Genomic DNA, 15,624 nt, shown 5'->3' with positions numbered 1-15,624 from the left:
CGCGTCCTGCGCCTTGCTGCCCGGGGTGGGGTTCTGGTTGATCACGTACATCTGCTGGCCCATGGTCCACACGTTGGTGGTCAGCCAGTAGACGGCCCGAGGGGCGCGGCCGGACGTGCGGTGCGGGTCACCGGGTGGTGTAGCCGCCGTTGGGGAACAGCGTCTGCCCGGTGATCCACGCGCCCTCCGTGGCCAGGAACCTGATGAGCGGGGCGACGTCCTCGATGCGGGTGAGCCGGTCGCCCATCGCCTGCGACTTGTGGAACTCCACGCGCTCGGGCGTCTCCTGGGGGTAGAAGAACGGCGTGTCCATCGGCCCGGGCGCCACCACGTTGACCGAGATGGACCGGTCGGCGAACTCCTTGGCGGCCGCCCGGGTGACGTGTTCGAGCGGCGCCTTGCCTCCCGCGTAGGTGGAGTACCCGTCGGTGAAGGCGGCCAGCAGCGACGTGCCGAGGCTGACGATCCTGCCGTGGTCGTTGAGGCGGCGCCCCGCCTCCTGGATGAAGAAGTAGCCCGCCTTGGCGTTGATGCCGAACATGCGGTCGTAGTCGTCCTCGGTGGTCTCGAGGATCGGCTTGCGCAGCACCATCCCCGTGGTGTTCACGGCGACGTCGACGCCGCCGTAGGTGTCCACCGCGGTGTCGAAGAGGTGCCGCACGTGCGCGACGTCCGTCAGGTCCCCCTGGACGGCGACGGCCTGCCCGCCGGCGTCCTCGACGGCCCTGACGGTCTCCTCGGCCTCCTTCTCTCCGGTGTGGTAGTGCACCACGACCTTGGCCCCGTCCTCGGCGAACACCCTGCTGACCAGGGCGCCCAGGTTCTTCTCGCCCCCGCCGACGACTGCCACCTTGTTCTGCAGCGCGTGCTCGGCCATGTCGGGAACCTCCTCGTGTCGCCGTCGGTGATCGGTCTGATCACGTCCCTTCACGAGGCTAGGCAGGGGGAGGCGGGCGGCACCAACGCAACCTGTGGGTGGCCTCACAAACACCGTCGATACCCGCTGCTCAGGGGCGTGTACGGGCGCGCTCGGCGCAGGGCGGCTCGGCGGCGTGCGGGTCCGCGGCGGACGGCGCTCAGACATGGGATGTTAGGCTCATTCGCGGCGATGGAAACATGGGATGTTCGGCGGTCTGCCGGCGTCGAGACGGCGCGGGCGCGGGACGGAGAGGGGACGCGGGTGCCGATCCGCGCTACGGAGCGGTCGAGCCTGGTCGACCGGGTCATCGAGCAGTTGCAGAGCCTGATCGAGTCCGGCGAGTGGCCGGTGGGCACGAAGATCCCCGCCGAGCCCGTGCTGACCGGGATGCTCGCCGTGGGCCGCAACACCGTCAGGGAGGCCGTACGGGCGCTCGGGCACAGCGGCATGCTGGAGGCCAGGCAGGGCGACGGCACCTATGTGCGCGCCTGTGACGCGCTCGGCGCCGCGCTGCACAGGCGGCTGCGGCGCGCGGGGCACCTGGAGGCACTCGAAGTGCGCTCGTGCCTCGAACGCGACGCGGCGCGGCTCGCCGCGTCCCGGCGCGACGAGCGCGACCTCGCGGCCCTGCGCACGGCGCTCGCCGAGCGGAGCGCCGCCTGGCGCGCGGGGGACACCGAGGCGTTCGTACGGGCCGACGTGGCGTTCCACCACGCCGTGGTCGACGCCGCGCACAACGGCATGCTGGCCGACCTGTACAGCCATCTGACGGACGGGCTGCGCGGCGCGATCGCCTCGGTCGCCGACGCGCCCCTGCCCGAGCCGCAGCGCTCCCAGGCCGACTCGCACGCGGACCTGCTCGCCGCGATCGAGGCAGGCGCCCCGGACGCCGCGACCGCCGCGGTCGCCCGCTACATCGACGACTCGGTCAGCTCGCTGCGCGCCCTCCAGGAGGCCGACCCGCTGCCGGAAGCGGGGGACGCGGCCGCCGCGGGCGCGCCGGGCCCCACAGCGACGCCACACCCCGCACGGCGCCAGGGCGGCGCACGCCACGAGGAAGGGAACCACGCGTGAGCACGGCTTCGCAGAACGCCGGAGGCACCGGACCTGAGGACACCGGCGAGCCGGGGCCCGAGGGGGTCGGGGACAGTCGGACCGCCGGGCTCGCAGGCGTCGCCGGCGGTCGGGCCGCCGGGGCGGGCGGCCCCACGGGCGCGGCGGCCGGGCCGGGGGCGTCGCGTGTGCGGGCGGGGGTGTTCCTCGGGGTCGGAGTCATCGCGCTGGCGCTCAACCTGCGGCCCGCGATCGTCGCGGCCTCGCCGATGCTCGACACGGTCAGGGCCGACACCGGCATGTCCGCCACCACGGCGGGCCTGCTCACCACGCTGCCGCTGCTGTGCTTCGGGCTGCTCGCGCCGTTCGCGCCGCGCCTCGGCCGCCGCTTCGGCATGGAGCCCGCGCTGCTGCTGACGATGGCGGCGATCGTCTGCGGCACCGCGCTGCGGCTCATACCCTCGATGGCCGCGCTGCTCGCGGGGACCGTCGTCGTCGGCGCGGGCATCGCCGTCGCGAACGTCCTGCTGCCCGGCGTCATCAAGCGCGACTTCCCCGACCGGGTCGGCCTGATGACGGGCCTGTACTCGATGTCGCTGTTCGGCGGCGCCGCCCTGGCCGCCGGCATCACCGTGCCGCTCGGGCACGCCCTGTCCCTCGGCTGGCGGCCCACGCTCGCCCTGTGGGGACTGCTCGCCGTCGCCGCGCTCCTCGTGTGGGCGCCGCAGGTGCGCCGCCACACGCGGATCCCCGCGGGCCGGGCGAGCGCGGCGCAGCACCCGGTGCGCGGCCTGTGGAGCCACCCCGTGGCCTGGCTGGTCACCGGCTACATGGGCCTCCAGTCCCTGTCGTACTACGCGGCCGCCGCCTACCTGCCGACCATGCTCACCAACGCGGGCATGGACCAGTCCACCGCCGGCTGGATGCTCTCCTTCTCCAGCCTCCTCGGCATCGCGGGCGCCTTCCTCAGCCCGGTGCTCGCCGCCCGGGGCATCAGGCCGGGGCTGCTCGCGACGGTCGGCGCCGTGCTGACGGCGGGCGGCTTCGCCGGCATGGCGACCGCGCCCGTCGGCGGCGCCTACCTGTGGATGGTCCTGCTCGGCCTCGGCCAGGGAGCGGCGATCTCGCTGGCGATGCTGTTCATCGTGCTGCGCTCGCCCGACACCCGGCACGCCGCGCAACTCTCCAGCATGGCCCAGTGCTTCGGCTATCTGCTGGCCGCGGCGGGGCCGCTGGCGCTGGGCGCCGTGCACCAGGCGACGGGCGGCTGGACCGTGCCGCTCGTCCTGCTGATCGTGCTGCTCGCGCCGCAGACGGCCGTCGGCCTCGGCGCCGCGACGAACCGGCACGCCGCCCCCGAGCAGCGGGCCGCCGACCGCGGGTAGCGCGGCGCGGCGCGGGCGCCGGTCGGGGCGTACCCGCGGGGTCCGTTCTGAGACACTTGGCCCGATGACCGCAGACCACCAGAGCTCACGGCACGTCAGGGCCCGTGCCGAGATCGACCTCGACGCCCTGCGCGCCAACGTGCGCACCCTGCGCGCCCGGGTCGCCCCCGGCGGCGCGCGGCTGATGGCCGTCGTCAAGTCCGACGCGTACGGGCACGGCATGGTGCCCGTCGCCCGCGCGGCCCGCGCCGCGGGGGCCGACTGGCTCGGCACCGCCACGCCGCACGAGGCGCTCGCGCTGCGCGCCGCGGGCGACGAGGGCCCGCTGATGTGCTGGCTGTGGACCCCGGGCGACCCCTGGGACGCCGGGATCGAGGCCGGGCTCGACATGTCGGTCAGCGCCTCCTGGGCGCTGGCCGAGGTCACGGCGGCCGCCCGGCGCACCGGCTGCGCGGCCCGCATCCAGCTGAAGGCCGACACCGGGCTGGGCCGCAACGGCTGCCAGCCCGCCGACTGGCCTGAACTGGTCGGCGCCGCGCTCGCCGCGCAGGCCGCGGGCGAGGTCCTGGTCACCGGCCTGTGGTCGCACTTCGCCTGCGCCGACGAGCCGGGCCACCCGTCGATCGCCGCCCAGCTCGACGTGTTCCGCGAGATGGTCGCGTACGCGGAGAAGGCGGGCGTCGAGCCGGAGGTGCGGCACATCGCCAACTCGGCGGCCGCCCTGACCCTGCCGGAGGCCCACTTCGACCTGGTGCGCGCCGGGATCGCCACGTACGGCATCGCGCCGAGCCCTGAGCTCGGCACCGCGGCCGACCTCGGGCTACGGCCCGTGATGACGCTCTCCGCGTCCGTCGCGCTGGTCAAGCGGGTCCCCGAGGGCCACGGCGTGAGCTACGGGCACACGTACCACACCGACCGCGAGACCACCCTCGGCCTGGTGCCGCTCGGCTACGCGGACGGCGTCCCGCGCCACGCCTCGGGGCGCGGCCCGGTGCGCGTCGGCGGCACCGGACCCTGGCGGCGGGTTGCGGGCCGGGTCGCCATGGACCAGTTCGTGGTCGACCTCGGCGGCGACACCGTGCCGCCGGGCGCGCGCGCCGTGCTCTTCGGCCCGGGAGACGCGGGCGAGCCCACCGTCGAGGACTGGGCCGAGGCGTCGGACACCATCGCGTACGAGATCGTCACCAGGATCAGCGGCCGCGTGCCGCGGGTCTATCTCAACGAGTAGCGAGCAGCGGGCAACGGACGGCGGAAGGCGGAGGTTTCGTGAGCGAGGGCAGCGCGGCGCAGGGCGTGGCACACGCCACCACAGCGGCCGCGGCCGGGACCGCCGCGGCCGTCGCGGGCGGCTGGCGCAGGGCGGGCATGGCCGGCGCCGCGATAGGCGTGATCGCGGCGAGCGCCGCGGCGGGCGTCGCCATCGACCGGCTCACCCTCAGCCGCACCATGCGCCGCAGGGCGCGGCTCGCGCTGGACACGGCGGGCCCGTACGGCACGCTGCGCGGCACCCCCGGCCGCGCGCTCGCCGACGACGGCACGGAGCTGTACTACGAGATCGACCCCGCCGACGCCACCGCCGCACCCGGTGAGGGCGGCACGGCAGACAGCGCGGCCCTGGCAGGCAGGACCGGCGCGCCCTCCACCGTCGTGTTCAGCCACGGCTACTGCCTCAACCAGGACTCCTGGCACTTCCAGCGCGCCGCCCTGCGCGGCCGGGTCCGCACGGTCCACTGGGACCAGCGCAGCCACGGCCGCTCGGGGCGCGGCGCAGGGCAGGGCGCGGCGCCCGTCACCATCGACCAGCTCGGCCGCGACCTGAAGGCCGTCATCGACGCGGCGGCGCCCGAGGGGCCGCTCGTCCTGGTGGGGCACTCCATGGGCGGCATGACGGTGATGGCGCTCGCCGACCAGTACCCCGAGCTCATAAGGGAGCGGGTCGCGGGGGTCGCCCTCGTCGGCACGTCGAGCGGGCGGCTCGGCGAGATCACGTACGGCCTGCCCGCGCTCGGCGCCCAGGCGGCGCGGCGCGTGCTGCCCGGCGTGCTCAAGGCCCTCGGCTCCCAGGCAGGCCTGGTCGAGAGGGGCCGCCGCGCCACCGCCGACCTGTACGCGGGCGTCGTCAAGCGCTACTCCTTCGGCGGCCAGGACGTCGACCCGGCCGTCGCGCGCTTCGCCGAGCGGATGATCGAGAGCACCCCGATCGACGTGGTCGCCGAGTTCTACCCGGCCTTCAGCGCCCACGACAAGGTCGAGGCGCTCGCGGTGCTCGCCGACACCCCCGCGCTGGTCCTCGCGGGCACCGACGACCTGATCACGCCCAGCTCGCACAGCGAGGCCATCGCCGAGGTGCTGCCCGACGCGGAGCTCGTCCTCATCGAGGGCGCGGGCCACCTGGTGATGCTGGAGCACCCCGACGCCGTCACCGGGCACCTCGCCGGCCTGCTGGACCGCGCGGGCGCCCCCGGCTTTGGCCGTAACGTTGGCGGGCATGGAAGCGCCGCACCCCACCCCGGCCGCTGACGGGCGGCCCGCACCCCGTACGGAGATCCGCCTCGACACCCCCGAGCGCACCCGCGAGCTCGGCAGGGCGCTCGCCGCGCTGCTGCGCCCCGGCGACCTCGTGCTGCTCACGGGCGAGCTGGGCGCGGGCAAGACGACCCTGACCCGCGGCATCGGCGAGGGGCTCGGCGTGCGGGGCGCCGTCACCTCCCCGACGTTCGTGATCGCGCGCGTCCACCCGCCGCTCGCCGCGGGGCCCGCGCTCGTCCACGTCGACGCGTACCGGCTCGACGGCGGCCTCGACGAGATGGAGGACCTCGACCTCGACGTGTCGCTCCCCGAGTCCGTGGTCGTGGTCGAGTGGGGCGACGACAAGGTCGAGGAGCTGTCGGACGCGCGCCTGCACGTCGTCATCGAGCGCGCCACCGGCGCCGAGGGCACGGCCGACACCGTCGGCGCGCTGCCGCCCGAGGACGACGGGCGCCGCCTCGTCACCCTCACCGGGTACGGGGAGCGCTGGGCGGGCCAGGGGCTCGCCGGGCTCGCCGCCGCCCTCGGCTGACCGGTGCGGCCGCCGCGTGCGGAAAGCACCGGACGTGCCGACATGGTGTCGGCAAGATGTTGCGCGCCCGGCCGCGCCCGTGGTCCCATGGACGGCAGTACTGGTTAGGTCTGCCTAACCCCGCGTGCCCCCGAGCCCAGGAGGCAGTCATGACGGCGCCCCGGCATGAGCCCAGGACACCCAGCAGCACCACGCCCCTGCCCCGCCACGACGGCGCCGCGGCGCCGCGCGGTGTGTCGATGAGCGACCTGCTGGCGTCCTGCGCCGCCGCGTCCGCCGTCTCCACGCCGCCCGCCGCAGCGGACGCGCAGGGCGCCCAGGTCGCCGAGGCCGACGAGCCCGAGGGACGCTCGGGCCGCCGCGCGCGCCACCGGGTGCCGAGCGCGGCGGCCCGCTGACCCGGCCCTACGCCTCTGCACGCCAGGACGCCACTCCACGTCAGGGGACGACAGGCGTCAGGGGACGACAGGCGTCAGGGGACGACAGGCGTCAGGGGACGGCTCGCGTCAGGGGACGACGACGACCTTCGAGCCGAGGGTCGCGAAGTTCCACAGCGCCGTCCCGTCCGCGAGCTTCGCCCGCACGCCGCCCGTCTTCCTCGACGGGTCGGGGCTCGCCATCGAGCCGTCCTGCGCCGAGCTGAAGCCGATGACCACGCCCTCGTTCTTGGCGAACAGCACCACGTGCTCGATGGGTACACCGTCGGAGCCGGTGATCCGGTCGGTCCTGCTGGTCACGGCGTACGAACCGGGCTCGGGGTCGACCGTGCTCGGCCGCACGGTGAACGTCCGCGTCACCTTGTCGCCGTCGTCCACGAGCCAGACCCGGTCGCCCTTCAGCGCGTAGACGACCCGCGCGCCCTGCCCGGAGTGCGCGGGCAGCGCCGCCGGGTCGCGGCGCGGGCGCTGCGGGCCCTTGGCGACGTGCGAGGGCGAGGCGCTCGGCGCGGGCTTGCCCAGAGTGCTCGGCACGTTGGCCGACGCCTGGTAGGCGAGGAACCCGACCGCGGCCAGCGCTGCGGCCGTGAGCCCGGCGACGATTCCCGAGCTGCTCCGTGACACCTGTTCCTCAGCCACCTCTCGTACCCGCGTGCGGTATCTCCGCCTTGACGCGCGCTGCGCGGCCGACGGTAGCAGCAGGGTACGGGCGGACCAGGGGCGCCGCGGCCCCCGCCGCCGGGGCCGTAGGCTGTTCGCGTGCTTCTCCTCGCCGTCGACACCGCAACCCCCGCCGTCACCGTCGCCCTGCACGACGGCGCCTCCGTCCTCGCGGCCGGCGGCGACGTGGACGCCCGCCGCCACGGCGAACTGCTGCTGCCGGCCGTCGACCGGGTGCTCGCCGAGGCGGGCGCGAAGCTCGACGCCGTCACGGAGCTGGTGGTGGGCGTGGGCCCTGGCCCGTACACCGGGCTGCGGGTCGGCATCGCGACGGCGCTCGCCTTCGGCTCCGCGCTCGGGGTCCCGGTGCGCGGCCTGTGCTCGCTCGACGGCCTCGCGTACGCCTCCGGCATCGAGGGGCCGTTCGTCGTCGCCACGGACGCCCGCCGCAAGGAGGTCTACTGGGCCCGCTACGCGGACGCGCGGACCCGCGCGTCCGAGCCGGCGGTCGACCGGCCCGCCGACCTGGCCGACGCGGTCGCCGGGCTGCCCGCGGTCGGCGCGGGCGCCCTGCTCTACCCCGAGGTCTTCCCCGACGCCCGCGGCCCCGAGCACCAGTCGGCCGCGGCCCTCGCGTCCCTCGCGGCCGAGCTGCTCGCCGGGCCGGGTCCGGGGTCCGCGTCCGCGGGCTTCCTGCCGCCGCTGCCGCTGTACCTGCGCCGCCCGGACGCGCAGGTCCCGAAGAACTACAAGGTGGTCACCCCGAAGTGAGCGAGGCCCCTTCCGCTGTGCTGCGCGAGATGCGCTGGTGGGACATGGAAGCCGTGCTCGAACTTGAGGACGAGCTGTTCCCCGAGGACGCCTGGTCGCCCGGCATGTTCTGGTCGGAGCTCGCGCACGCGCGCGGCCCGTACGCGACCCGCCGCTACGTCGTCGCCGACGAGGGCGGCAGGATCGTCGGCTACGCGGGGCTCGCCGCGGTCGGCGGCGTCGCCGACGTGCAGACCATCGGCGTGGCCGTGGACCACTGGGGCGGCGGCCTCGGCGCCCGGCTGCTGACCGAGCTGCTGCGGCACGCCACCGCGTTCGAGTCCAGCGAGGTCCTGCTCGAAGTACGGGTCGACAACACCAGGGCGCAACGGCTGTACACGCGTTTCGGCTTCGAGCCGATCGGCTTCCGCAAGGGCTACTACCAGCCGGGGAACGTCGACGCGCTGGTGATGCGGCGCGACATGAAGGAGACCCCCGGCGAGACGCCGCCGGCCGCGGAACCCGGCGCGGCACCACAGACAGGGCCCGGCCGCGGTGCGGGGCAGGGCACGGGAGGAACGGACACTGATGGCTCCGCTGGCTGACGAACCACTCGTCCTCGGCATCGAGACGTCCTGCGACGAGACCGGCGTCGGCATCGTGCGCGGCACGACCCTGCTGGCCGACGCCGTCGCGTCGAGCGTCGACGAGCACGCGCGCTTCGGCGGCGTCGTGCCCGAGGTCGCCTCGCGCGCCCACCTGGAGGCGATGGTCCCGACGATCGAGCGTGCGCTGGCCACCGCGGGGGTCTCGGCGCGCGACCTCGACGGCATCGCCGTCACCGCGGGCCCCGGCCTCGCGGGCGCGCTGCTCGTCGGGGTGTCGGCGGCGAAGGCGTACGCGTACGCGCTCGGCAAGCCGCTCTACGGCGTCAACCACCTCGCCTCGCACATCTGCGTCGACCAGCTCGAACACGGCCCGCTGCCGGAGCCGACGATGGCCCTGCTGGTCAGCGGCGGCCACTCGTCGCTGCTGCTCGCGCCGGACATCACCGCGGACGTGCGGCCGCTCGGCGCGACCATCGACGACGCGGCGGGCGAGGCGTTCGACAAGATCGCGCGCGTGCTCCAGCTCGGCTTCCCCGGCGGCCCGGTCATCGACCGGCTCGCGCGCGAGGGCGACCCGGCGGCGATCGCGTTCCCGCGCGGGCTGACAGGACCGCGCGACGCGGCGTACGACTTCTCGTTCTCCGGGCTCAAGACCTCCGTGGCCCGCTGGATCGAGGCGAAGCGCGCGGCGGGCGAGGAGGTGCCGGTGCGCGACGTCGCCGCGTCCTTCCAGGAGGCCGTGGTGGACGTGCTGACCCGCAAGGCCGTGCGCGCCTGCAAGGACGAGGGCGTGGACCATCTGATGATCGGCGGCGGCGTCGCGGCCAACTCCCGGCTGCGCGCCATGGCGCAGGAGCGGTGCGCGCGGGCCGGGATCGCCCTGCGGGTGCCGAGGCCCGGCCTGTGCACGGACAACGGTGCGATGGTCGCGGCGCTCGGCGCCGAGATGGTCGCGCGCGGCCGCTCGGCGTCCGCCTTCGACCTGTCGGCCGACAGCTCCCTGCCGGTGACGGAGACGCACGTCCCGGCGGACGCGGCGCACGGCGCCGTCCACGCCGCCGCGCACGCGCACGTACACGCACACACCGCCGGAGAGGGGCACTGATGACGGTCACGCTGATGTGGGAGGCGAAGGCGGCGGAGGGCCGGGGCGCCGAGCTGCTCACCTGGGCCCGCGCCCAGCGCCAGGACGCCGAGCCGCTGCGCCGCGAGACGTTCCGCGCCCCCGGCGACCGGGTCCTGGTGCTGACCTGGTGGCCCGGCACGTACGACACCGCCGTGCCCGAACTCCCCGAACCGCCGGACGGCCTCGTCGCACGCCCGGTCCACCGCTGGCGCTTCGAGCCGGTCGACGAGCCGGGGACCGGCGGCGCGACCGGCGCCTGACCGGCCGGGCCCCTCGCCGGCGGCCCGACCGGCCGCCGCGCACCCCCGCACCGGGCTCCCGCCGTGCGGCCTTTCGGCCGCCCGCTCCGCGTGGCACCGTGGAAGGGAGACGGAAGGAGCGTCCCGCCCGGCTGCCGGCGGACGGCGGCACCGGGCGTCCTGCACTGGGCACGGCCGTGCGCCGAAGGGCCCCCGGGAGGGGTGCGCCGCAGGTCGCGGGCGGTGCGGCGGGCGCAGCCCCCGCACGTGACGCGTGAGGCACCTCTTGTTGAGGCCGTTCCTACCTCGTCCGTCCTATTCTGGAGTGGACACGCATGCGCCATTCGGGTGAAGGGGCGGCGGATGAACTGGTTTTGGTGGATATTCGTCTTCTTCATGGTCGGCGGGTTCAGCTGGATCGCGGACACCGGAAGGTCGGCGCTGAAAACCAGGCACGACCGGCGGATGGAGCGCCTGAAGCTCGCCGAGGACGGGCGCCTCGCGATCGAGGAGTCCCACAAGCCGCCCGAGGCCCTCTGCGGCTGCACCCACCACCTGGCCAAGCACGACAAGGCCGGGAAGTGCCATGAGGACGTGCGGGTCCCGACCGAGTGGGACGAGGACAAGAAGCCCCTCCACTTCGAGCTCAGGCAGTGCAACTGCCAGCAGTACGTGGGCCCCCAGCCCCTGTCGCAGATCTACGCGGACGAGCTGACCGACCTCGACGACCCGCGCTGACCTGCCCCGGGCAGCCCCGCGGCCGCGGCGATGTCGGCGGGCGGCTCGGCGCCCGGCCCCAGCACGGTGTTGGCCGCGTACACGACCCCGGCGGGCGGGTCGTCGTCGCCCGCAGGCCGCGCGTCCCACACATTGCCGACGAAGGCGACGTTCGCCAGCGGCACCACAGGCCGCAGCGCCACCGGCGCGTGGGCGCCGCGCACCACGTTGCCGAGGACCGCCGTCCACGAGCACCCGAAGTCCGGGTAGAGGCCGAAGTTGTACGGGGTGACGGCGTCGAGCAGCACATTGCCGCGCACGACCGTCCCGCTCGCGTACGAGTCCCCCTGGCGGCCCGCGAGGTAGACGCCGCCGCCGTCCGCGAGGACGAGCATGCTGCGGCGCACCAGGTTCCCCGTGACCTCGACCCGGGCGGCGTGCTCGCCGCCGAGGACCACGATCCCCGAGTACGGCACGTCCCGGATCTCGTTGCGCGCGACGACCACGTCGTGCGAGTCCGCGACCCACACGGCGGGACAGCCGTGGAACTCCCGCCCGATGTCCCTGACCAGGTTGGCCCACACCCGCACGCCGCCCGCGCGGTCGAGGGAGATGCCGGGGCCCGACGCGTCCTCCACGGTGTTCTCGGCGAGTACCGTCCCGCCACCGCCGCCCGCCACGGCGGCGGCGCCGGCGCCGAGGCCCCGGAAGACGCACCCGCGCACCTCCATGTCCGCGCAGTCCCGCAGCTCGACGGCGGACGGCACGCGCGCGGGCGCGGCCGGCACCACGAGGCGCGCCGCACCGCCGAACAGCTCGATCCGCTCCAGCGGGCCCCCGTCGTGGAAGGTGTTGCCGTGGTAGTGCGGGAAGCCGCCGGGGCCGCTCGGCAGCTGCCAGGCGGCGTGCGCGAACGTCAGCCCTCTGAAGGTGACCGACCGCGCGTCCCGCGCGGCGACCAGTCTCTCCAGCACGGGCACGGTGAAGGCGGCGCGCGCGGGGTCCTCGCCGGGCAGCGGCAGATAGTGCAGGGTGTGGCGGCCGGGCACCGAGGTGTCGAGCGCGAAGGTGCCCGGCTCGGTGAGGAAGCTGGGGCTGTTCTCCGCGTACGTGGGCGGCCCGAGCCGCCCCCAGGGCTCGGCGCCGCCGTCGCCTGGCCGCGTGTCACCGGGGCCCTCGCCGTCGACCCCGCCCGTGTACAGGGCCTCGGCGCGCGAGCGGCCGGGCTCGGCGAGGGTGAGGGCGCTGCCGTGTGCGTCCCCGGTCACGGACGCGAGGGCGAGCCGCGCCTCGGTCCACGGGTACACGCCCCGGAAGACCAGCTCGACCGAGGCGGGGGAGCGCCACGCCTGCGGCTCCGTGCTGTCCGTGACGTAACCCGTCGCTGTTTTCGTCACGGTGCCGGGGATCGCGGGCGCGCCAGGCGCGGTGCGGGCGCGGGGCGCGCGCCGCCCGTCCACGTACAGCTGGCGCGGTGCGCGCTCGCCGACCTCGGCCCACCAGGTGCCGGCCGGGCCCGGCGCCCACCCGGTGACGGGCGCCCCGCCGCTCAGGACGACGTCCTCCGCGTGCTCCGTGCCGTGGCCGTACGGCTGGTGGACCACGCGGCCTCCGCCGCGCCCGCTGTCGGCGGGGCCCAGGACGAGGGGCTCGGCCGGCCGGTAGGTGCCGCCGCGGTAGCTCACGACGATGTCGCGGGGGAGTGGTGCCGGGTGCGGCTCCGCGTCGGCGCCGGCCAGTGCGGCCCGCACCGCGCGCAGGGCCCCGTGCGGGGTGGCGAGCGGCCGCTGCGCCGTGCCGGGAGCCGCGTCGTCGCCCCAGGGGGCGACATGGAAGTGGACCGCGCGGGGCGCGGGCTGAGCGTACATGGCGGAGACCCCCGGAGCATCGCGTGCGTACGGCGTACGCATCTGGTGTGCAGCATAGACTGGGGTCAGGAGCGGCCGTCGACCGCCCGCGGCCCGACCGGGCGCGGCGCGCGGGCCGGGAGTGTGGGGAGCGCGCAGGGTGGACGCGAGGCGCACGGTGGACCTGCTGTTCGCGCGGGCAGGGGAGCGGCGCGGGCTGACCGTGCCGCGGATCGTCGCCGCCGCGGTCGGGATCGCGGACGCGGACGGCCTCGACGCCCTGTCCATGCGGCGCCTCGCCGAACGCCTCGGCTTCACCACCATGGCGCTCTACCGGCACGTGCCGGGCAGGGCCGAGCTGGTGGAGCTGATGCGCGACGCGGCCTTCGCGGGGCTCCCCGCGTGGGAGCGGCAGGAGCCGCGGGAGGACTGGCGTGCGGGCCTCGAAGCGTGGGCGGTGGCCCACTGGGAGCTGCACCTGCGCCACCCCTGGCTCGCCGCGACGGACGGCAGCCGGCGCCTGCCGGGACCGCACGTCCTCGCCGACTACGACCACGCACTCGGCTGCGCCGAGCGCACCGGCCTCCCGCCCGCGCAGGCCGCGGCCGTGGTCGACCTGCTGGCCGGGTTCGTGCTCTCCGCTGCCCGCAGGGTCCACGACGTGCTCCAGGCGGAGCGCGCGTCGGGCGTCTCGCACACCCGCTGGTGGCACGGGCAGGACCGGCTGGTCGGGCACATGGCGTCGTATCCCGCGATCGCCCGCCTCGGCGTGAGCGGCGCCTTCGACGCCCCGGAGGACCCCTTCGACTTCGGCCTCGCCCGCACCCTGGACGGCGTGGCCGCCCTCGTCGCCGCCACCTCCCGTGACGGAAACGCCGCGTCCTTTCGTAACGCCGACGACAGTGCCGACGGGGGCTGCGCCGTCTGCGGCGCGCCCGTGCCTGCCGCCCCCAGGGGCCGCCCCCGCCGCTACTGCTCCCCGGCCTGCCGCCAGCGCGCCTACCGCGGGCGGTCGGGCGCCTGACGGGCGCCGGGGGTCAGTGGGGCCGCGGCGCGCGGTGGGCGAGGAGCATGGTGGGGGCGCCGGCGGTGCGGGTGAGGACGACCGTGGCCTCGTTGCGGCCCTTGAGCTTGAGCTTCCTGCGCAGCTCCTCGGGCTCGACGGCCGAGCCGCGCTTCTTGACGGTCAGAACGCCCACCTCGCGCTCCCGCAGCAGCGCCTTGAGGCGCTTGAGGTGGAAGGGGAGGACGTCGGTGATCTCGTAGCAGGTCGCGAACGGCGTCTCCTGGCGGATGTCCGAGGTGACGTACGCGATCGTCGCGTCGAGCAGGCCCGCGTCCGGCAGGCCGGCGACGGCCTCGGCGACGAGGTGCGCGCGGATGACGGCACCGTCCGGCTCGTAGAGGTAGCGGCCGGGGGCGCGGACCGGGGGGTCGGGCAGGCCGCGGTCGGCGACCGCGGCGCCCGCGGGCAGCAGCGTGGCGCGCCGGGGCGGGCCCGGGTCGTCCGGGGTGTGCCAGAGGACCGCCTCCTTCACGTCGCCCTCGTACGAGATCCACTCGGCGGTGAAGTCGTCGGGGACCAGCTCGTGCGGGACGCCGGGGGCGATCTTGATCGCGCCGAGGCCCGTGCGGCGCACCGCGTCGAGCGCCCAGGACAGCGGCGGCGCGTACGCCTCGGGGTCGAAGACCCGGCCCGCGCCCCGGCGCCGCGCCGGGTCGACGAACAGCGCGTCGGCGCCGGTGGTGTCGTACGCGGTGGCATCGGCGCGCACGAAGGCGGCACGCGGCCCTTCCGGAGCCAGGGCGCGCACGTTGGCCTCGGCGATCTCGCAGGTCAGCGGGTCCAGATCGACGCCGGTGACGGCGATCCCCGCCCGCGCGAGCTCCACCGCGTCGCCGCCGATCCCACAGCACAGGTCCGTCACCCGCGCGACGCCGAGTGCGCGGAAGCGCGCCGCGCGGTGGGCGGCCACGGCGGTGCGGGTGGCCTGCTCGACGCCGTTCGGCGTGAAGTACATCCGGTGCGCGTCCTCGGCGCCGAACTTCGCCACCGCGCGCTGCCGCAGCCGCGCCTGCCCGAGCGCCGCGGAGACCAGGGCGGCGTCGTGGTCGCGGCGCAGCCGGGTGGCGAGTGCGAGCTCCTGTGCCGGGTCGTGGTCGCGCACCTCGGCGAGCAGGGCCTGGCCCTCCGGGGTGAGCAGGGGCGCGAGGCGGGGCGGGTCTTCGGTCACCGGCCCATTGTCGGGCAGTGCGCCGCGCTGTCGGCCAGGCGGGGGAGTGCGGGCGCCGGGCGGCGGTGTCTGCGCCGGGCGGGCCCGCGGCGCTGACAGGATGCGGCGCCATGCGACTAGTACGACAAACGGAAGAAATGATGAAAGAGCGGACGCGTGGAGCGGGCGGAGGCGCGCGTGCCGGACGCCGCAGACGCAGACCCGGGCGGGACGGCCGGGCGCAGGGGCGGCCCGCACGCGCCGTCGCCTCCGCGCTGCTGGCCGCCTCGGTCGCCTCCGTCGCCGCGCTCGGCTCCGGCTGCTCCGCCGGGGGCGCCGACCTCGCGAACGACGCGGGGAAGGCGGGCGCGCCCGGGATCGCGGGCGCCGCAGGCGTCGCCGCCTCGCCGAGCGGGGACGCCGCGGCACCCGGGTACGCACCGGCGGGCGTGCGCCCCTCGGCGGGCGCGTCCGCCACCGGATCCGCCGCGCCGTCCGGCCCGCACGCGGCGGCGGCCTCCGCACCGGCCCCCGCCTCCGCCTCCGCACCGGCCTCCGCCTCCGCACCGGCCTCCGCCTCCGCACCGGCCTCCGCCTCCGCACCGGCGC

At 76.0% G+C, this 15,624-nt stretch carries 16 protein-coding genes; 12 read left to right on the top strand and 4 right to left on the bottom strand.

Annotation, left to right across the window (positions count from 1 at the left end; genetic code table 11):
* Positions 1-127: 127 nt before the first annotated feature.
* A complete protein-coding gene (locus tag AB0910_RS17380) occupies positions 128-877 on the bottom strand; it encodes an SDR family oxidoreductase (protein ID WP_366745453.1) in 750 nt (249 codons plus the stop codon).
* Positions 878-1,180: 303 nt separating this feature from the next.
* On the opposite strand from AB0910_RS17380, the gene AB0910_RS17375 reads away from it, so the two are divergent.
* The 6 genes from AB0910_RS17375 (at position 1,181) to AB0910_RS17350 (ending at position 6,816) form a co-directional block, all read left to right on the top strand.
* Positions 1,181-1,993 (top strand): FadR/GntR family transcriptional regulator, encoded by an 813-nt coding sequence (locus AB0910_RS17375; protein ID WP_366745452.1) that lies wholly within the window; start codon positions 1,181-1,183, stop codon positions 1,991-1,993.
* Positions 1,990-3,357: an MFS transporter gene (locus tag AB0910_RS17370; RefSeq protein WP_366745451.1), complete on the top strand. Its 1,368-nt coding sequence runs from the start codon at positions 1,990-1,992 to the stop codon at positions 3,355-3,357. Before AB0910_RS17375 ends, AB0910_RS17370 begins: the two co-directional genes overlap by 4 nt.
* Positions 3,358-3,421: 64 nt before the next feature.
* Positions 3,422-4,585, top strand: coding sequence for an alanine racemase (alr, locus tag AB0910_RS17365; RefSeq protein ID WP_366745450.1), 1,164 nt, complete (start codon positions 3,422-3,424; stop codon positions 4,583-4,585).
* A gap of 65 nt (positions 4,586-4,650) precedes the next feature.
* Positions 4,651-5,877 (top strand): alpha/beta hydrolase, encoded by a 1,227-nt coding sequence (locus tag AB0910_RS17360; protein WP_366745459.1) that lies wholly within the window; start codon positions 4,651-4,653, stop codon positions 5,875-5,877.
* Entirely contained in the window at positions 5,846-6,418 is a 573-nt protein-coding gene (tsaE, locus tag AB0910_RS17355; protein ID WP_366745449.1) for a tRNA (adenosine(37)-N6)-threonylcarbamoyltransferase complex ATPase subunit type 1 TsaE, read from the top strand. Before AB0910_RS17360 ends, tsaE begins: the two co-directional genes overlap by 32 nt.
* A gap of 149 nt (positions 6,419-6,567) precedes the next feature.
* A complete protein-coding gene (locus AB0910_RS17350; RefSeq protein WP_366745448.1) occupies positions 6,568-6,816 on the top strand; it encodes a hypothetical protein in 249 nt (82 codons plus the stop codon).
* A gap of 108 nt (positions 6,817-6,924) precedes the next feature.
* Here AB0910_RS17350 and AB0910_RS17345 read toward each other — a convergent pair whose 3' ends face one another.
* On the bottom strand, positions 6,925-7,479 hold the full coding sequence (locus tag AB0910_RS17345; RefSeq protein WP_366745447.1) for a hypothetical protein: 555 nt from the start codon (positions 7,477-7,479) through the stop codon (positions 6,925-6,927).
* Positions 7,480-7,614: 135 nt separating this feature from the next.
* On the opposite strand from AB0910_RS17345, the gene tsaB reads away from it, so the two are divergent.
* The 5 genes from tsaB to AB0910_RS17320 all read left to right on the top strand — a co-directional run bounded on the left by tsaB (position 7,615) and on the right by AB0910_RS17320 (position 10,976).
* Positions 7,615-8,286: a tRNA (adenosine(37)-N6)-threonylcarbamoyltransferase complex dimerization subunit type 1 TsaB gene (gene tsaB, locus AB0910_RS17340; RefSeq protein WP_366745446.1), complete on the top strand. Its 672-nt coding sequence runs from the start codon at positions 7,615-7,617 to the stop codon at positions 8,284-8,286.
* 29 nt (positions 8,287-8,315) lie between these two features.
* On the top strand, positions 8,316-8,870 hold the full coding sequence (gene rimI, locus AB0910_RS17335; protein WP_366745458.1) for a ribosomal protein S18-alanine N-acetyltransferase: 555 nt from the start codon (positions 8,316-8,318) through the stop codon (positions 8,868-8,870).
* Positions 8,854-9,978, top strand: a complete 1,125-nt coding sequence (gene tsaD / locus AB0910_RS17330; RefSeq protein ID WP_366745445.1) for a tRNA (adenosine(37)-N6)-threonylcarbamoyltransferase complex transferase subunit TsaD — start codon at positions 8,854-8,856, stop codon at positions 9,976-9,978. Before rimI ends, tsaD begins: the two co-directional genes overlap by 17 nt.
* Entirely contained in the window at positions 9,978-10,259 is a 282-nt protein-coding gene (locus tag AB0910_RS17325) for a hypothetical protein (protein WP_366745444.1), read from the top strand. The genes tsaD and AB0910_RS17325 overlap by 1 nt, the downstream gene beginning before the upstream one ends.
* Before the next feature lie 342 nt (positions 10,260-10,601).
* Positions 10,602-10,976, top strand: coding sequence for a hypothetical protein (locus tag AB0910_RS17320; protein WP_366745443.1), 375 nt, complete (start codon positions 10,602-10,604; stop codon positions 10,974-10,976).
* Here the strand turns inward: AB0910_RS17320 and AB0910_RS17315 are convergent.
* On the bottom strand, positions 10,937-12,823 hold the full coding sequence (locus tag AB0910_RS17315) for a right-handed parallel beta-helix repeat-containing protein (RefSeq protein ID WP_366745442.1): 1,887 nt from the start codon (positions 12,821-12,823) through the stop codon (positions 10,937-10,939). The two genes, AB0910_RS17320 and AB0910_RS17315, sit on opposite strands and share 40 nt — an antisense overlap.
* Positions 12,824-12,962: 139 nt before the next feature.
* Here AB0910_RS17315 and AB0910_RS17310 point away from each other — a divergent pair, with 139 nt between their 5' ends.
* Positions 12,963-13,826, top strand: coding sequence for a TetR/AcrR family transcriptional regulator (locus AB0910_RS17310; protein ID WP_366745441.1), 864 nt, complete (start codon positions 12,963-12,965; stop codon positions 13,824-13,826).
* Between the two features lie 13 nt (positions 13,827-13,839).
* Here the strand turns inward: AB0910_RS17310 and AB0910_RS17305 are convergent, their stop codons facing one another.
* Complete coding sequence (locus AB0910_RS17305; RefSeq protein WP_366745440.1) at positions 13,840-15,036, bottom strand: class I SAM-dependent methyltransferase; 1,197 nt, start codon at positions 15,034-15,036, stop codon at positions 13,840-13,842.
* Positions 15,037-15,624 lie beyond the last annotated feature (588 nt).

Origin of the sequence: Streptomyces sp. NPDC047002 (assembly GCF_040704505.1) — a bacterium.
GTDB lineage: Bacteria > Actinomycetota > Actinomycetes > Streptomycetales > Streptomycetaceae > Streptomyces.
Note: the sequence above shows the minus strand (reverse complement) of the source record. Positions and strands in the feature narration are given on the sequence as shown.